The sequence below is a fragment of the Hahella sp. KA22 genome, from assembly GCF_004135205.1.
Classification (GTDB): Bacteria; Pseudomonadota; Gammaproteobacteria; order Pseudomonadales; family Oleiphilaceae; genus Hahella.
This window is the reverse complement of sequence record NZ_CP035490.1, coordinates 92,819-110,185: the sequence shown is the minus strand read 5'-3', so window position 1 is coordinate 110,185 and position 17,367 is coordinate 92,819. Positions and strand designations below refer to the sequence as shown.

Below are 17,367 nucleotides of genomic sequence, written 5' to 3'. Positions count from 1 at the left end.
CTAGGCGCATTGCTCTACACCCTTTAACCGAGTGTTTTCCCTAAAGACAATCGCTATGGTAGCTCCGTGGATCAACGCCACGTAGAAACTATCTCATAGCCAGTCGCGTTCCTGGTGGCGAAGGGGGTGAGATAGTTTTTTCATCTCTCTCTTTTTCATCCCGCGTAGGGGGCGAACACAGTGAAGTGCTCTAGAATTCTAAAAAGACGTGCGCTTGTAAAGAAAACATCCGCTCATATTCCGGCGTTTTTGGCGTCGGTATTCGCCGCCGGCTTGTCCCTCACCGCCTATTCCATTGCGCCTTCGGATTCAGCGCGTAGTTCCGCTTTTGTATCCAGTTCCAGCGCCGGTGTGGTGGGAACGGCTTGGAGTCAGTCTGATCCTTTCGCCGGCTCCGGTGATTTTGTTGGTTTTCAGCAGTTGTCCGATTGGCGCGGCGCTTTATCCGCGCTGGCCGATAAATCCTGTATTTCCAGTCTGTGGTATGGTCCCGTGCGCGCCAGCGATGCGGACTGTGCGACGGAGCTGAACTGGCTGGGTCGTAACGCCGGTTCCGAGAGCAGTAACTCCCCGCATATATTTGATTGGGAAAACTTGTAAGTCAGGGTATTCACCGCCAACCCTTTTAATCGTGTTTGTACGACAGAAATAATAACTACAACCTCAACCAAGACGCCCCGCGGAGCGGATAGCTCCCCGGGGCGTCGCTTTTTGGTTCAGAAGGGCGTGAAGCGGTAGTAGTCCACTTTCATCTCCGCATTGGCGGCTGGATAGTCCGCTGGACCGTAGTCAAACCAGTGCCAGGGCGAATGCCACAGATTCAGCATGAAGATGGCCGGACGCTGTGGAACCATCGCCGCGTCGCGCATATCCCACAATGCCACTTCTTTGCCGTCCAGCTTGATGTACCAGCGGATACGGTCGGCATGCCAGTCGAAACCGACAGTGTAATAGGTGTCGGCGCGAGGAAAGTCCGGCAGTCCGATATTGGGCAGAGCGCCTGCCGGAACGGTTTCGTAAGTGCCTTCCATGCCAGCCGGCGTTTCGCGATATGCGCCAGTGGCCATGTCGATGGCGCGGCTCTTCTTGCGGAACTGGTTTTCACTATCGCCGCCGTAGTCGGTCCAGGTGGTCAGCCACAGTACGTTTGGCTCGCCGCACAACAGCTCGATGTCGATTTCCGTATTGTCCGCCAGTCCGTTGCCGTTCTTATCCGTGCCGTCATTGTCGTAGATGAAGATGCCGTTGACGGCCTCTTCGCCAGGGCTGCAGGAGGCGAATTTCACTCGGGTCTCGTAGCGGCCGTAATGGGTTTTCTGGTTATAGCCTACTTCGGATGCGTAGTACGGCGATGCATTGTCGCCGCTGTTCAGATCAGGATTGCCCGGGAACAGCAATGACAGCGCGGCGTTATCCCCCGCCGCGGCGTCGACGGCGCCAAAATCCACCGCGCCGTTGGGTTGCCGGCGTGAATACCATTGGCCCTGATTGGTAGTGAACTCATCGTTGATCTGCGGCGCGCCCGGATCGGGGTCGCCATTGTCGTCGCCGTCGCCATCATCGCTATCGTCACGGGATACCAGACTGATATCCGCAATACCGTATTCCACTCCGCTTTGCAGGTGATCCGCCACCAGCGCATGGACTTTGCTGAGATCGGCGAGCTGGAAGTCCTGTAGAGGAATCAACACCTCTTGAGCGCCGGGCTCCACTGTCACGTTAACAGCCTGTGAGGCTCCCTGACGGGTGGAGCAGCTATCGTCGCGGGTGTGCAGGGTAAGGGACAGATCGGCGCGCTGGGAGGCGCTCAGGGCGAGCTTCAGGTGTGTATAGGGCGATGCGTCGAAGCAGGTATCTGTGGCGAGCACGCTGTACCAGTAGCCGCCCCCTCCGGATATCAACCTGAGTGCGCCGTTGCTGACCTGATCGCTTTGCAGACTGCCGTCGTCGTCGGTCCAGCCGCCGAGCAGATTCTGGTGTAAGCCTTCGTAGCGGGACGCGTCGCCGAAGGCGTCGATGATCAGGTCATCCACTGGGGCCTCAGGTTCCGCCAGCGTCAACGTCGCTGAATCTTGCTGACCGGGATAGCGGCTATTGCCGTTGAAGTAATCTCCGGCATGAATGCTGCCCGCTCTGGCGCGAACGAAATAGGCGCCCGGCTCATCCGCCTGAAAATCGCCGTCGCAACGGAACTGGGCGCGGGCGGAGAGCTCCGGCGTACGGCATTGAAAGCTGTGTGCGGGGCTTTCCTGTCCCTGTTTCATGACGTCCACATACAGCGTGAAAATTCCAGTATCGCGCAAGTTGCGCAGCTCTGCGTAAGGATGCAGATTCACGCTGGTTTGCGCCTGTTCCGCATCGAATCCTGCGGCGGCGACGCCGGCGTTGTAGGCCGCGGCGAATGTGGTGGGCGCAAGCAGGGCGCTCGCGCCCAGGGCCAGCGCCCCGATAGTCAGTGTGCGTGTCTTCAAGGCCATCCTCCTGAATTGCTTTGCGGCGGAGCCAGTGCGCCTTAATGTGCGATCGATCCGGCGTCCTTCCGATAATTTTTTGAAAGCGCTTTCATTGTAACCACGTCTGTCCGGGAGTGGGATTGGCGGATTGAGTTAGGCCATGTGGAATAAGGCGGAGAGTTAGAAGACAGTTAGAAGTCAGGTGGAGAATAGCAACAAGGCGCTTCTGTGCGCCTTGTTATTACCGATCGCTATTGTCAGACGCCGAGCGTTGCGCCGCCGTCGATGCAGAGGTTATGCATGGTGATATGGCGAGCTTTGTCCGAAGCGAGGAAGGTCACCGCTTCAGCAATGTCTTCCGGGGTGGCGATGCGCTTGAGAGGAATGCCGGTGCGATAGGAGTCCAGAGAACCGTTCAATACCGCCTCCAGCGCCTGGTCGTCAGTCCAGAACTGACGTTGCATGGCGGTGTCGGTGGAGCCGGGCGAGACAATGTTGCAGCGCACGCCGTACTCCGCCAGTTCCAGACCCAGACACTTGGTGAAATGGGTCGACGCCGCTTTGGATGCGGCATAGGCCGCCATTTTAGTGCGTGGTATGGCGGCGGCGTTGGAGCCAACCGTGACGATGGCGCCGCGCCGACGCTCCTTCATCAGGCGGCCGACAGCCCGGCTCAGGAAAAAAACGCCATGGGTGTTGACGGCGAAGGTGTCCAGCCAGTCGTCGGACGTCAGTTCCGTGGCGGACGCCAGACGCAGAATACCGGCCACATTCACCAACACTTCCACTTCGCCCAGGCCAGCTTCGATATCGCCGACCACCGCTTCGATGGCCGCCGCGTCGCTGATGTCCACGACGAAAGGACGCACCTGTAACCCCCTCGCGGTGAGAGTGGAAGTAGTGTCGCGCAGGGCCTTTTCCTGCACGTCGAGAGCGGCGACCTTGGCGCCGCTTTCCGCCAGAGCCGCCACAACCGCGGCGCCAATACCTTGCGCGGCGCCGGTGACGATGGCGACTTTGCCGGCGAAATCCGCGCCGGCGCTCTGTGTAGTGGAATCAGACATAAGATTGCTCCTTGCTGTTGGAGGGGGACAGAGAAGAAAACGCGCCGCCCACCGCCGGAGTAACCACTGGATTGCCGTCAGGGTCGCTCAGAATGTGCGCGTCGACGTTATAGAGTTCGCGCACCATATCCCGGGTCAGAATCTCGCGGGGCGGACCGCTCGCCACCACCTGGCCTTCGCGCATGGCGGTGAGGGTGTCGGCGTAGCGCGCGGCGGCGATCAGGTCATGTAGCACCATCATGATGGTGATGCCTTTGGCGGAAAGGTCTCGCACCAGATTCAGCACCTCAACCTGATGCCCCAGATCGAGCATGCTGATGGGCTCGTCCAGCAATAAAAGATTGGTTTCCTGAGCCAGCGCCATAGCCAGCCAGCAACGCTGGCGTTGACCGCCGGAGAGGTGATCCAGCGGCGCATCCATCAGATCGGCGGTGTCGGTGGCGAGAAGCGCGCGGCGCACGGCGTCTTCGTCGGCGCTGGTCCATTGGCGGAACAGCCCCTGATGGGGATGGCGGCCATGCCGCACCAGATCCGCCACGCGGATGCCTTCAGGCGCGGTGGGTGTTTGCGGCAACAGGGCCAACCGGGTGGCCGCCTGTTTTCTGCTGAGCGACCAGACGTCTTCGCCTTCCAGCAAAATGCGGCCGGAATCCGGTCTGTGCAGACGCGCCACGGCGCGCAGCAAGGTGGATTTGCCGCATCCGTTGGGGCCGACGATGATCATCAATTCTCCCGGCCGGGCTTGCAGGCTGACCTCTTTCACCGTTGGCGCGGCGTCGGCTTTACCGCCGCGCCCGTTCGCGTAACTGAGGGAAACGTTCTGAATAGCGAGTCTTGGCTCGGACATCAATCAATTACCTTGCCTGGATTGGGGTTGAAACAGGATAACCGCCAGCAGGAACGGCCCGCCCATCATGGTGGCGATGACGCCCATGGGCGTCTCCACGTCGCTGTAAATGCGCCCAATGGTGTCCGCCACGATCACGAACAGGGCGCCCAGCAAGGTGGAGCGCAACACGGGTGTTTGATCCGGACGCGCCAGAAAGCTGGCGGTCACCGGCGCCATCAGCGCAATGAAGTTGATAGGGCCGGATACAGTCACCGACAACGCGGTCAGCACCGCCACGGTCAATACGACGGCGATTTTTAGACGCTCGGGATTCAAACCCAGGGAGGCCGCGGTGTCTTCACCGAACTGCAATAAAGTCAGCTGTCGCGCCAGCGCCACGGATACGGGCAGCAACAGGCAGAGGCCGAAAAACGCGGGAGCGGCGATGGCGTAATCTCTGCCCAGCAGCGTGCCGATGCTCCAGGTGTACATGGCGCTGGCTTCATGCAAAGGCAGGTAGGTCACCAACACTTCCGTCATGGCGCGCAGCAAATAGGTCAGCCCTAGACCGATCACCAGAATGCGATAACCGTTGGAGCCGAAGCGTCCGCTGAACGCCAGTACGCCCAACAAGGTGGCGGAGGCGCCGATAATCGCCGCCCACCATGAATCCAGTACGCCGCCGGCCCCGGCCAGCATGGCGATGACCACCGCCAACGTGGCGCCTTGGTGTACGCCAAGGATATCCGGCGTGGCCAGACGGTTGCGGGCGAGTCCCTGCAACAGACAGCCCGCGGCGCCCAGACAGCCGCCCACCACCAGCCCGGCGGCGATGCGGGGCAGACGGATCTGCATGGTCAACAACTGGTGCGCGGGACTGCCTTCTCCCAGCATGGCCTGCCATACCTGCGCCAGGGACAAACGGGTAGAGCCCAGCATCAGCGAGGCGCAGACCGCCAACAGTATCACCAGCAGGATAAGCAGAGCGGTCGCCAGATCATGCAGGTTGAAGGTCATGGATACAGGGCCGATGCGAACCACCCGGCTACCGGCCGGAAGGAAAGATGCGGCGTCAGGAAGCCCGAGGGATGGGGCGGCCTGCTCGACAGAGGGCGACATACGGCTCATCGCGGATACCTCCAGGCCTAACTGAACATGCGATTGGAATGGACGATGCGAATAATGATCGGGACGCCGATAAAGGCGACCACGGCGCTGACCGGCGCTTCGAAAGGACGATTGATCACCCGCGCCAGAATGTCTGCGGACAACAGCAGAAATGCGCCGGCGACGGCGGAATACAGCAACTGGTTGCGCAGATGATGTCCGGCCAGCGCCCGGGCGATGTAGGCGGCGATCAGTCCCAGCAGAACGATGGGGCCGGCCAGGGCCACCGCCGCGGCGCTCAGCAGCGTGATGCTCAGGGACAACAGGGCGCGAATCAGATTCGGGTTGTGACCCAGGGCTTTGGCGGAGTCATCCCCCAAAGTCAGTGCGGAAAGCGGTCGCGTCAGCGCCGCCGCCAGAACCAGCGCGGCCAGCACTGCCGGAGCGATCTGGCTGACTGCTTCCATGGTGATGCCGGACAATGAGCCCAGAATCCAGTAACGGTATTGATCGAAGGCGGCGATGTGATCATGCAGCAGCAGGGAAGTGACCCCCTGGAACGCAGCGTTGATCGCTACACCCGCCAGCACCAGGCGTAATGGCGTCATGCTGGCCGCGCCCACTTGAGCCGCCAGCATGACCGCGCCATTGCCGACCATCGCGCCGGAAATAGCCCAGATCAGCATGGAATAGGAGCTGCTGGCGTGAAAAAAGCTAATGCCGATCACCACGCCCAGCGCGGCGCCGGCGTTGATGCCCAGCAGGCCGGGTTCGGCCAGAGGATTGCGGGTGACGTTCTGCAGCAGGCTGCCGGCGACGCCCAGCGCCACGCCGATAATGACGCCGGCGAGGGTGCGGGGCAGGCGCAGTTCCGTCATCACCATACTGACGTAGGCGTCGGCGTTGTCCCCCGGAGACAGCAGATAGGCGAGACTATGGACGGCGTCCAGTTGCCCGGACCCCACCAGCATGGAAGTTAACACGACGCCGGACAGCGCCAGCATCAACATGGCGACGGACGCCCAGTTACGACGGCTGACAGCCGGGCGAAACGCCTGCGACATCAATGCTCCTTTAACTTTGACTATCCTTGTTTGCTCAGCATGGCCTGTTCAATGTCATCCAGCGCCGCCATAGCGGCCAGAGGCCCGCCGACGCTGGTCCACAAGGAGCCGTCGACTAACACCAGATGCCCATTATTGACGCCGGACAGCTGTTTGAAGGCGGCGTTGTCGCGTATCTCCGCAAAGGTATCCGCGGCGTCGCCTACGGGGCTGAGAGTGCCGACGAAGATCCAGTCGCCGTCAATTTCATGCAGGGCTTCCAGGCTCAAGGGCGCGGAGTGAATGCCGCTTTCCTGTTGCGCTGAAGGGCGGGACAGGCCGACATCCGCAATGACCTGGCTGATGAATACGTCACGTAGCATATAAGTGGGGCCTTTGGGGCTCCAGCGCACTACGCTGACGGACACGTTTTCCGGATTTCCCAGGGTTTCGCGAATTTTCGCCGCTTTTTCATCGTACTTAGCCAGAAAACTCTCCGCTTCGCTCTCTTTGCTCAGGGCGACGGCGATGCGTTTGAACATATCGCGCCAGTTTTCCGAAGAAGCAGAGGTGATTACAGTGGGAGCAATCTGCTGGAGCTGGGAAATCAGCTTCTCGTCCTGAATGGCGCTGGTCAGAATCAGATCCGGTTGCGCGGCGATCACTTTGTCGATGCTGGGCTGCGCCAAGCGTCCGATGGACTCAATGTCGACGCTGAGATCCTTCAAGTAGTTGGGCGGCGTCTGCTGGCCGCGGCCGTCAGTCACTCCCACCGGCTTCATGCCCAACGCCAGCATGGCGTCCATATCAAACTCGCCCAGGGCCAGTACGCGCTTGGGCTCCACCGGCACGCTGACGCGGCGGCCGGCGGCGTCAGTAATATCTTTAGTGGCGGTAGCGATAGGTTGTTCCACTGGCGCCGCGGACTGCGTTTGCGCCGTTTCGGACGTGGCGTCCGGTTTCTGCATGGCCAGCGCAGTGAAGCCCAGGGCCAGTGCGGCGCTGATAGCCAGTAGTGCGAATTTCTTGGTCGGGGAGGAGTTGTTATCTGCCATAGTCACCTGCTTCCAGCATGCTGTCGCAATCAGGGTGGATTCCTTCGGCAAGAATAAGGACGGTCTACGCAACTGTGGCGCGGCCTGGGAAACGAAAGGGGGTTTATCATCTCCGGCGAAAATTTAACCGGACTCTTGCCGTTATCGGAGCACACTCTACGATAGAATGAAATGCTTGTAAAATGATAATCATTATCGTTTGTGTTCAAATAATCAACACCTTTCTTATTTGCGCATGTTTACGCATGAGCAGGTGGATCAAATTGAAAGCGCGATGGCGAGAGAAGCTGGCGAGAGTAAGGTGGCGAGACAGGGTGGCATTCCACCTCCTTAGCGGAGATGACTCTCCGCTTTGGTGGAACTCTTAGCAAATAGAAATGGTTGACTTGTAACGGAGAGTGCGGCGAACCGTCTGTCTCTCCGTGAGCGATCAGGATTTGGCTGCCGTTGGCGCAGGCGCTGTTTTCAGACTCGCCGCCAGCAACAGCGCCGCCAGCAACAGCGAGACGCCGCCGGCGATAGCGAAGGTGGCGGAAATACCGTAATGGTCAATCAACGGCTGGGTTAACAACGGACACAGGAACTGACCGATAAAGAAACAAGTGGTGACGCCGCCGATAATGCGGCCGCGCAGCATCGGTGGAGTATAAGAAAACAGCCAGACGATCAGGTTCGGACGAATCATCCCGAAGCCGACCCCCGCCGCCGCCATGCCCGCCAGAGCGACGCCGTAACTGGGAGCGAAGCCCAACAGTCCCCATCCTATGGCGATCAACAGCCAGCCGGCGCCATGCAGGACCGGGAATGGGAACAGGCCGCCGAATTTGCGGTAATACATGGACACCGATGCAGTGAGCAGTAGCATCCCGGCGATGGCGAAGCCGATCTCAGAGCCGTCGGTTACGCCGAACTGCGCCACATAAAATGGGTAATGCAGCGGCGCCATATACAGCGCTAAGACTTCAAACGCCGCCAGGGCGTAGCACAAGGCCAGGGGACCGCCGGGAGGCGTTGGCGCCGCGCCGCCCAGCTCACCGGAGGAAGGCTGTTTGCGCTCCGGCTCTTCCAAAAACACCATGGCGCCGGGCAACACGATGAACGCGAACAGATAAATCAGGAACGGCGCCGTCCAGTCGATATCCGCCAACAGGCCGGCCATGCCCAGAAACAACACGCCGCCGAAACCGCCGAACGCGGCCTGCACGCCCATATATCGCGCCAGATGAGGGCCGGCGAAATAGTCTCCGGCCAGCGTGGTGCAGGCGACCATGACGCCGGCCACCGCCACGCCCAGGGCGATGCGTCCCAGCAGAATGGCGACCAGCGAGTCATGCAGGAAATAACCGGACACGCCGGACACGCCATACAGACAGAGGGCCAGAATCAGCACCTGCTTTTTCTTCCAGTGATCCAGCAGCCAGCCCACCATGGGCGCGCAGCAGGCGATCAACAGGCCGGGGGCGGACAGGATCATCTTGACCCAGAATTCCGCGTTTTCCTCTTGCGCAAAGGCGGCCTCCATACCCGGCAGCGCCGGGGCCAGAGTGGCGCCGGCCATCACCGTCATGGTGCTGGCCAGGAGTAGAAAAAGACTTCTGCCGTTCATGGTCGGCGCAGTGGCCGTGGGCGTCGTCATAGCGGTTTCCTTGTCTGTCATGTTGCGTTAAACATCCTGTTTATTTGCGTTGAATGCGCGCGCGCGCCGACGCCACCGCCAGACGGTAATCCGTCAGCAGTTCGGCTTCGTCGAACAGGGCGCTGCGGCCGTTCTGCACTACTATGCGACCGGCCACCATGACGGCATTCACGTCCCGGCTGCCGCCCGCCACCAGGAAGGTGCGCAAGGGATGGTTGCCGAGGCGGTAACGCCAGTCGTCAATGTCGATGACTACCAGGTCCGCCTGCTTGCCGATTTCGATGGAGCCGATGCGGTCGCGCCAGCCCAGAGCGCGGGCGCCGTTCAGGGTCGCCATACGCAGCGCCAGGGTTGGCGGGCAGGCGGTATTGCAGTTCTGGGCTTCATTGTGGCCCAGATGCGCGGCGCGCATGGCTTCCGGCATGCCGCCGATATAGGAGATGTCGCCGTCCGTGCTACAGGACACATGGCCGCCATCTTTAATGAAACGGCCGATCTGACCAGTCTCGCTGACGGTGGCTTCGCCCAGCATGCCGTAGTGCGCCGGGGAGTGGCAGATATTCACGCCGGTTTCCAACAGGCGACGGTACTCTTCTTCGCTGGCGTAGGCGGTGTGCACCGCCAACAGACGATCGGTGAGCATGCCCAGGGCGTCGAAACGGCCCACTGGCGTGCGGCCGAATACCGCCTGCACGGCGGCGGTTTCATTGCGCAGCGGCGCCAGATGCGTGGCGTAGGGAGCCTGATAGCGATCAGCGATGTCGCGCAAAGCCATCAGCTGTTCGTCGGAACTGCCGAAAGCGCCCATGACGGATGGCATACCGCCGATCAGGCCGGAACTGTGATCGTTCCAGGTTTCCATCAACGCCGCCCAATCGTCCGCCTGGGCCCGGGTATCGGCGATACGGCGAAATTCTTTGGCCCCGTTGGGAATCATGATGTCCGATCCCCAGCGACTGACGCGGATGCGCATGCCCAGGTCCAGCGCCGCCTGCGCCATGGCGTCGGCGGTGTTGGCGGAACCCACGTCGCCCAGTGCGGTGGTTCCGGATCGCAACTGCGTCCACATGCTCCAGCGCGCGATGGCGACGCCTTCCGCATGGGTGAGTTTCTGCCCTACGGTGGAGATGAACGCGAACATGGAGCCCAATGCCTCGATATCGCCGCCATTGGAGTAGGGCGTTGGCTCCAGGCCTGCATCGTCCGGGCGCTCGAAATTGGGCGCGACAAAACTTTCGTGCCAGTGCGGATTAATCAGCCCCGGCAGCACCAGCTTGCCGGCGGCGTCGATGACCTGATCGCACTCCGGCGCCGGCTGCTCAGCGGAACCGATGGCGGCGATGCGATCGCCCACCACCAGCACCCAACTGTTTTCGATCACCGTATTGGCGTCATCGCCGGCATACAGAAAGCCGCCTTTGATCAGGGTGCGCGCGCCCTCGCCGGGTTGCGGGCCGTCGTCACGGGCGCGGGGTTCCGCCGCCAGCCCGTTGAAGGTTTCGCCGTGCGCCGATCCCTCCGATCCCGCCGCTTGCGCGGCGAGCGGAGCGGAACGGGAAGACTGGGACAGCATCAGCTTATGCAGCCAGGACGCCGCCCCGGCGTGTTTCATGCAGCAGATCATTGAGCCGCAGCTCCCTCTTCCACCTTGGCGAACAGGCCTGCGTCAAGCATGGCTTGCAGTGAGGCTTCCACGGCTTTGATGGTGAAGTCGATCTGTTCTTCCGTATGCACGCCGCAGATAAAGTTGACTTCACGACGCAGCAGGACGCCGCGTTTCGCCATTTCCGCCAGGAAAGGCTCGGCCAATTTCACGTGCTCCACTGGGTTTTTGGAGAACAGGAACATGGGGATAGGATCATAACCAACTACCTGCAATGGCGTTCCCAGCGCAGCGGAGACCTTGTTGACGCCTTCTTTCAGACGAACGCCCAAAGTAGCGATACGGCCGACGAAATCCGAACGACGGTACTCATTCAACACGGCGTCGCACACTTCCAGGGACAGCATTTCACCGCCGAAGGTGGTGGACACCTGCAGCTCTTCCATACGCTTCATGTGCTTGGCGGCGCCGACTACCGCGGACAGCGGCATGCCGGCGGCGATGCCTTTCGACAGGGTGACCAGATCGGCGGAGACGTCGAAGTATTCCTGTGCGCCGCCCAAAGCGAGACGGAAACCGGTGACCACTTCGTCCATCACCAGCAACACGCCTTTGTCATTACAGGCTTTGCGCACCTGACGCAGGAACTCGCCAGTCAGCACACGGTTGTAAGGAACCGACAGCAATACCGCCGCCAGCTTGTCGCCGCGCTCGGCGATCAGGTCCAGCACCGGCTGCTCGTCCATGGGCGTGAACAGCGGCATGCGGTGGGTGTACTGACGAATGACTTCCGGCACGCCGGGGGTGTCGAACATGTACTGATCGTGCCAGCCGTTGTAACCGACAGTGATGATTTCTTCTTTCCCGGTGATATGACGGGCCAGACGCACAGCGGCGGAGTTGGCGTCAGCGCCGGTTTTGAAGAAGCGCGCCATTTCCGCGCCGGGAATGATGTCGGTCAGGGTTTGCGCGGCTTTGACCTCTACTGGCGTCGGCAGAGAGTGAATCAAGCCCTTGGACAGGTTTTCGCTGATGGCGCTGACGACGGTAGGATGATTGTGTCCCAGCGTGTTAGCGGCCAGACCGCAGATAAAGTCGATGTATTCATTGCCATCGACGTCAGTGACGATGGCGCCCTGGCCGCTTGCGATGTAAACCGGGAAATGACCGGGGGCGAACTGCTCTGGCTTTTTCATCATGGACTGGGTGAATCCCGCCACCAGCTTCTCGCTCTCTTTGGCGAGTTCGAAGGACTTGGTCAGGTTCAGCGTTTCCCCGTTCGGAGTTACCGGCAATGTCATAGTTATCCTCGTGATGAGATCAATTAGGGTTTATTCACAGCGGTCCGGTTTGCGGTGCGCAACAGGCCCGACTCAATGGCGTACTGCAGATAGCGGTGGAACAGGGGCTGATCGATGACAGGCATCGTCAGGCCCAGCTCCTCCATACGTTGTCGAAATTTGCCGTTGTCGATACCGCCGGGCTCGAAACTGGGCGCGCCGGCGTCATGACTGCGTTGTTCAAAAAAGCCCAGGATCGCCTGATCCTCTTCCGCGCCTCGCTCTTTGACGCGCTGGCTCCACTGGGGCAACGGCAGGGTGTCGAATTCGAAACCGTACTCCCGCAGCCAACCGAAAATGCGCGCCAGACTGACGTCCTGGGGCGGGGTGACGTTGTAAACGCCGCCGCCCGGGCGGGACGTGGCGTCGGCGACTATGAATTGCGCCACCGCGTCCACGGGCGTCCAGGGTTCGCTGATGGGCAGATCCGGCAATGCGTCGCTGCGCATCCCCGCTTGAATGATGCTCCACACTAGGTCTTTGGCGTTGATATAGCCAAAATCGGACGCGCCGGTGACCCGGGCGAGTCGATACAGATTGACGGGATAGCCTTTGTCGCGGGCGATTTCCGCCATGCGTTCAGAGGCCCATTTGCTCTGTTGATAGCCATCGCTCAGCCCGTCATGAATGGGCGTGAAGTCCTCGCGCAGACTGGGGGCGGCGGACGCCGGCGGCGCCACGGCGATGGTGGACACCAGATGCAGGGGAACGCCCCGCACGGCGGCCAGTTTCAATAACTCGCCGGTACTTAATGCGTTGGCGGCGCGCAGGGATTGGTAATCACGCATGACGCTGGTGACGGCGGCGTTATGAATGACCGCGTCTATGTGCTGGGCGAGCTGTTCGAAGTCCGCCACGGACAGTCCCAGACGCGGCTTTTCCATATCCGCCAGCAGTACCCGCACCCGGCGAAACGCGCTGCAGGGCAGGCCCTGTTCCGACATCGCCTGCTCCAGACGATAGAAGGCTTCGGCGTCGGTGGCGCCGCGCACGGCGCACAGGATATCGGCGTCAGTTTGATAGAGCAGTTGATGCAGCAGTTGCGCGCCGACGAACCCTGTGGCCCCGGTGAGCAATATCTGTCTGGGCGCTGCGCTCAGGTCGAATGCAACAGTCGGCGCTGGCGGCAGCGATTGGGCGAAAGCGTCGCAGTCCGCCAGCATCTGTTCCCGCAGGTCCCGTGATTGCGGTTGCGCATCATCCGCCGCAAATAACGCTTGAGCCAGTGCGGCGACGGTCGGGCTTTGAAAAATCAAAGTCACCGGCACTTCCCGCCCAATGCGCGCGCTCAGTCTGTTGGCCACTTGAATGGATTGCAGGGACTGACCGCCGAGCAGAAAGAAATCGTCTTCCGGCTTGATGGCGCTTTGCCCCAGCACGTCGCGCCAGACATCAATGATAAGTTGCTGTTCAGCGCTGGCTTCCGCTTGAGGCAGGTTGCTTGCGGACGCCGTTTCGATAGCGTTGAGCTGCTTGCGGTCCACCTTGCCGGCGGCGTTTTTGGGCAGGCGTTCATGCATGACCAGCGCGGATGGCGTCATCGCCGCAGGCAGCCTGGATTTCAGCGCTTCGCGTAATTCAGCGATGGCGTAGGGCCGCCCCGCCAGATGCGCCACCAGACACTTCACTCCATTGCCTTGCTGGCTCAATGTGACGGCGGCTTCCTGCACGCCGGGCAGGGCGCTGAGGGCGGATTCGATTTCCAGTGGGTCGATGCGATGGCCGCTGATCTTGATTTGATCGTCCAGGCGTCCGAGAAACTCTACATTGCCCTGCGCGTTGATGCGCGCGCGGTCGCCGCTGCGATAGGCGCGTTCGGGTTCTATGGACCAGGGAAACTGGACATGAATAAAGCATTCCGCGGTTTTTTCCGGCAGATTAAGGTAGCCGTCGGCAAGTCCGCCGCCGATTAACAACAGTTCGCCCTCTTCACCTCTAGGCAGCAGTTCCATCTGTGGATTGACTACGGCGACGGCGCGTCCGCCCAGAGGCTGGCCGATGCTGATGGCGCCTGCGTCAGCGCTGAGATCCGCGCTGGTGGCGACCACCGTGGCTTCACTGGGACCGTAAGTGTTATACAGAGCGATGCGGTCGCCGAAACAGCCGCGCCATTGCGCCACCCGCTCCGGTAATACCGCTTCGCCGCCGATAATGACGGCGCGCAGACTGGGCGGAAGCTCCAGCGACGCGGTGGCGCAGCCGAACGCCAGCTCATGCCAGTACGCGGTGGGCAGATCCAGTAGCGTCACGCCCCATTGACGGCATTGCTCCAGAAAGCGCGGAGCGGATTCCAACATGGCGTCATTGCGCAGAATAAGGCGCGCTCCCTGCGTCAAGGTGACGAAAATCTCTTCGATGCAGGCGTCAAAATGCAGTGGCGCAAACTGCAGCACGCGATCCGAAGCGGTGACGGCGTAGGCGTCGATGGCGCCGGCGACGAACTCCGCCAGAGCCTGATGTCCGATAACCACGCCTTTGGGCGCGCCGGTGGAGCCGGAGGTGTAGATCAGGTAAGCGGGCCCCGCCTGTGTTGTCGATTCCGGCCATAATGCGGTGTTGCTGACCGAGTCTTGGGCTAACGCAGTCAGGCTCACTACCGGCGAGCTGGCGTTGACGTTTAACTCGGAGTCCGAGTCCTCCGTCACCACCAGGGCGGGACGGGCGTCTTCAATGATCAAGCGGTTGCGGGCGATGGGCGCGGCCGGGTCCAGAAAAACGAATGCGGCCTCGGCGGCCCAGGTCGCCAGGGCCGTCACGATAGCGCCTTCGCTGCGAGGCAGCGCCAGGGCGACGACATCTCCCGGATTCACGCCAGATTGTCGCAGGCTTTCAGCAAGTCCGGCGACGCGCTGGCCCAACTCCTCATAGCTGAGGCAGCGGCCGTTCGCTTGCAGGGCGATGGCTTGCGGCGTCGTCAGAATGCGTTGACGCAGCGCAGTGAGAACAGGCTGCGGCGCCTGGCTGGCGGCGGGGCCCTGCAGCCAGGATAGGGCGGCGCGATCAACCTGAATGGGCTGCTCCATATCGGCCGCGGCCTGCTCCAGCAACGCCAGCATCTGCTGCTGAATGTCCTGCAAATCGGTTTGACTGTAACGGTTAGGGTTGGCGTCCAGATCGAAACGCAGCCCGCCGTTCTTGTTCAGAATGAAGGCGAAGGACAGGTCCTCCACCGGACCGGCGCAGAGATTATGCGTGCGGGAGACGCAACCCTGAAACTCCACATGCCGATCGAACGGCATGATGTTCACTACCGGGCCGAACAGGCGTTGATCGCCGCCCACGCGATTGAGGTCGCGACGCAGCTGTTCATAGCGATAGCGCTGGTGCAGGCGGGTCAGTCGGGTTTGTTGCGCAGCTAGCTGCACCAGGTCTTTGAAGGACTCCACGCCAGCGAACGGCAGACGCAGGGGAATAATATTCATCACCATGGCGGGTACGCGCAGGGACGCGGAGCCCATGCGGCCCATGACCGGCGCGCCCAGCGTGACTTCGCGGGCGCCGGTGCGGCGATGGATCAGATAGGCGGTGGCGGCGGTGAGCGCATCCGACCAAGTGGCGCCGACTGTGCTGGCCGCGGTATGCAGCCGCTTGATCAATTCCGCCGGCAGACTGCGCTCCACCCGTGTCGCCATGTCGGCGATGGGGGCATTGGAGCGGCTGAGGCTGACGGGCGGCGTCTGGCCTTCCAGATAGCCTGCCCAGAAATCCCGGTCCTTGGCGAACGCCGGGGATTGGCGATAACGCAGGTCTTCCTCCAGCACTTTATCGTAGTCGCCAAAGCCGCGTCCCACCGTGGCGGGGACTGTTTCCGGGTTGGCCGCCAGGGCGTTGTAGATTTCCGCCACCCGTTGCGACAACAGGGCGAAGGCGAAACCGTCACAGGCGATGTGATGGATGCGTTGATGCCAGCAGTAGTGGTCGTCGCCGAGTTTGATCAGAGCCTGGGTGAACAGCGGCCCTTGCGACAGGTCCACGGTGGCGGCCAGATCGCTCAGCATCCACAGGCGCGCCTGCTCCAGCGGCGCCGCGAAATGGCTGTAATCTTTCTGCACCAGGACGAACTCCGGCGCGTGCAGACGTTGCGCCGTTTCCCTGGCGCCGGAATGGAAGGTGGCGTGCAGCGCGGGTGCTTCGATCAGCGTCTGGCGCAACGCGCGCTCAAACAGCTCAACGTGCAGCGGTCCGCGTAATTCCACATATTCAGCCGCGTTGTACATGGGGCTGGCGGGGTTGATCTGCTGACCCAGCCATATCCCGTTCTGCGCGGCGGACAATCCTTTGGTCGACGTCTCGGCCGGAGTGGTCATCAATCTCAGGCCTCCGTCGTCAGGCGCGGCTCGATGGTGCGCCACCATTCATTGATGGTCAGCGACTCCGCCAGATCCACGAAGGTGATGTCGGCGCCGCGGGCGCGCCAGTTTTCCAGCAGGGACATGACGCGAATGGAGTCGAGCCCCATGTACATCAGATTTTCTTCCGGGTCCACGTCTTCCGGGCTCATCATGAGAATGGCGGCGACGTCGCGACGCAGGGCTTCCAGACTCAAAGGCTCTGCGGCTGGCGCGGACTGAGTCGTTGCGCCCTGAAGCGCGTTCAGCACGACTTCCAGCGCATCCACATGGCCGCAGCGTTGCGCGACATAGTTCAGCGCCATTTTCTGTTCCTGCTCGGAGAAGTCGGCGACGGCGTCCGCCACCACGAAAGGCTTGATGTCGAGCATGAACGCTTCCAGTGAGGTGGCCAGCACGCCGATGTGGGCGTAGACGCCGCAGATGATGAGCTGGTCTTTGCCGTTTTCGCGCATGTAATCCAGCAGAGGCGTGCGTTTGAACGCGCTGTAGCGCCATTTCACGTATTCGATGTCGTCGCCTTCCGGCGCCAGCTCCGCCACGATATCAGTCAGATTGGGATCGGCCGCCAGACCGGTTCCCCAGAAATCCGTCAGCAGCGCGCGGTCTTCCGGCGTTTGATCGCCAGGCTGGGCGGTGTACACCACGGGCACGCCGGCTTTTTTGCAGGCAGCCTTCAGCGTCTGGATATTGGCGAGCAGAGGGCCCATGGGCTCTCCGTCCAGATTGTAGAAGTTAACGAAATAACGCTGCATGTCGTGCACCAGCAGCACCGCCCGCGACGGATCGATAGTCCAGTCCGTTTTATTGGTCGGTAGGGCGGATGCGTTCGCCAGGGAATAGTCAGCGATTTTTGGAATAGCCATTAAGGGGTCCTTATCAACCTAA

12 protein-coding genes are annotated in these 17,367 nt (G+C 61.2%); 1 reads left to right on the top strand and 11 read right to left on the bottom strand.

Features of this window, described 5'->3' with window-relative positions:
- Window positions 1-180: 180 nt before the first annotated feature.
- Window positions 181-600 (top strand): hypothetical protein, encoded by a 420-nt coding sequence (locus EUZ85_RS00500; protein ID WP_127973998.1) that lies wholly within the window; start codon window positions 181-183, stop codon window positions 598-600.
- A gap of 116 nt (window positions 601-716) precedes the next feature.
- Here EUZ85_RS00500 and EUZ85_RS00495 read toward each other — a convergent pair whose 3' ends face one another.
- From EUZ85_RS00495 to EUZ85_RS00445, 11 genes are all read right to left on the bottom strand, one after another.
- Complete coding sequence (locus tag EUZ85_RS00495) at window positions 717-2,471, bottom strand: glycoside hydrolase family 16 protein (RefSeq protein ID WP_127973997.1); 1,755 nt, start codon at window positions 2,469-2,471, stop codon at window positions 717-719.
- A gap of 239 nt (window positions 2,472-2,710) precedes the next feature.
- Window positions 2,711-3,517, bottom strand: a complete 807-nt coding sequence (locus EUZ85_RS00490) for a 2,3-dihydro-2,3-dihydroxybenzoate dehydrogenase (RefSeq protein WP_127973996.1) — start codon at window positions 3,515-3,517, stop codon at window positions 2,711-2,713.
- Window positions 3,510-4,364 carry an ABC transporter ATP-binding protein gene (locus tag EUZ85_RS00485; protein WP_127973995.1) on the bottom strand — a complete coding sequence of 285 codons (855 nt, stop codon included), beginning with the start codon at window positions 4,362-4,364 and terminating at the stop codon, window positions 3,510-3,512. Before EUZ85_RS00485 ends, EUZ85_RS00490 begins: the two co-directional genes overlap by 8 nt.
- Window positions 4,365-4,367: 3 nt before the next feature.
- Window positions 4,368-5,474 carry an iron chelate uptake ABC transporter family permease subunit gene (locus EUZ85_RS00480; RefSeq protein ID WP_127973994.1) on the bottom strand — a complete coding sequence of 369 codons (1,107 nt, stop codon included), beginning with the start codon at window positions 5,472-5,474 and terminating at the stop codon, window positions 4,368-4,370.
- A 17-nt stretch (window positions 5,475-5,491) separates the two neighbouring features.
- Entirely contained in the window at window positions 5,492-6,517 is a 1,026-nt protein-coding gene (locus EUZ85_RS00475; protein WP_206617976.1) for an iron ABC transporter permease, read from the bottom strand.
- Between the two features lie 20 nt (window positions 6,518-6,537).
- Window positions 6,538-7,551 carry an iron-siderophore ABC transporter substrate-binding protein gene (locus EUZ85_RS00470; protein ID WP_127973993.1) on the bottom strand — a complete coding sequence of 338 codons (1,014 nt, stop codon included), beginning with the start codon at window positions 7,549-7,551 and terminating at the stop codon, window positions 6,538-6,540.
- A 430-nt stretch (window positions 7,552-7,981) separates the two neighbouring features.
- Entirely contained in the window at window positions 7,982-9,187 is a 1,206-nt protein-coding gene (locus EUZ85_RS00465) for an MFS transporter (protein WP_164887408.1), read from the bottom strand.
- A gap of 40 nt (window positions 9,188-9,227) precedes the next feature.
- Complete coding sequence (locus EUZ85_RS00460; protein WP_241566915.1) at window positions 9,228-10,799, bottom strand: amidohydrolase family protein; 1,572 nt, start codon at window positions 10,797-10,799, stop codon at window positions 9,228-9,230.
- Between the two features lie 8 nt (window positions 10,800-10,807).
- Window positions 10,808-12,091, bottom strand: coding sequence for an aminotransferase class III-fold pyridoxal phosphate-dependent enzyme (locus EUZ85_RS00455; protein ID WP_127973990.1), 1,284 nt, complete (start codon window positions 12,089-12,091; stop codon window positions 10,808-10,810).
- Window positions 12,092-12,114: 23 nt separating this feature from the next.
- Window positions 12,115-16,437, bottom strand: a complete 4,323-nt coding sequence (locus EUZ85_RS00450) for a non-ribosomal peptide synthetase (protein WP_164887407.1) — start codon at window positions 16,435-16,437, stop codon at window positions 12,115-12,117.
- A gap of 5 nt (window positions 16,438-16,442) precedes the next feature.
- Window positions 16,443-17,345, bottom strand: coding sequence for an isochorismatase (locus EUZ85_RS00445; RefSeq protein ID WP_127973988.1), 903 nt, complete (start codon window positions 17,343-17,345; stop codon window positions 16,443-16,445).
- Window positions 17,346-17,367: the final 22 nt, after the last annotated feature.

Excerpts from the sequence above, each read along its gene's own strand:
- EUZ85_RS00490 (WP_127973996.1), bottom strand. The coding sequence starts at position 3,517 with ATGTCTGATTCCACTACACAGAGCGCCGGCGCGGATTTCGCCGGCAAA.
- EUZ85_RS00485 (WP_127973995.1), bottom strand. The coding sequence starts at position 4,364 with ATGTCCGAGCCAAGACTCGCTATTCAGAACGTTTCCCTCAGTTACGCG.
- EUZ85_RS00480 (WP_127973994.1), bottom strand. The coding sequence starts at position 5,474 with ATGAGCCGTATGTCGCCCTCTGTCGAGCAGGCCGCCCCATCCCTCGGG.
- EUZ85_RS00475 (WP_206617976.1), bottom strand. The coding sequence starts at position 6,517 with ATGTCGCAGGCGTTTCGCCCGGCTGTCAGCCGTCGTAACTGGGCGTCC.
- EUZ85_RS00470 (WP_127973993.1), bottom strand. The coding sequence starts at position 7,551 with ATGGCAGATAACAACTCCTCCCCGACCAAGAAATTCGCACTACTGGCT.
- EUZ85_RS00465 (WP_164887408.1), bottom strand. The coding sequence starts at position 9,187 with ATGACGACGCCCACGGCCACTGCGCCGACCATGAACGGCAGAAGTCTT.
- EUZ85_RS00460 (WP_241566915.1), bottom strand. The coding sequence starts at position 10,799 with ATGAAACACGCCGGGGCGGCGTCCTGGCTGCATAAGCTGATGCTGTCC.
- EUZ85_RS00455 (WP_127973990.1), bottom strand. The coding sequence starts at position 12,091 with ATGACATTGCCGGTAACTCCGAACGGGGAAACGCTGAACCTGACCAAG.
- EUZ85_RS00450 (WP_164887407.1), bottom strand. The coding sequence starts at position 16,437 with ATGACCACTCCGGCCGAGACGTCGACCAAAGGATTGTCCGCCGCGCAG.
- EUZ85_RS00445 (WP_127973988.1), bottom strand. The coding sequence starts at position 17,345 with ATGGCTATTCCAAAAATCGCTGACTATTCCCTGGCGAACGCATCCGCC.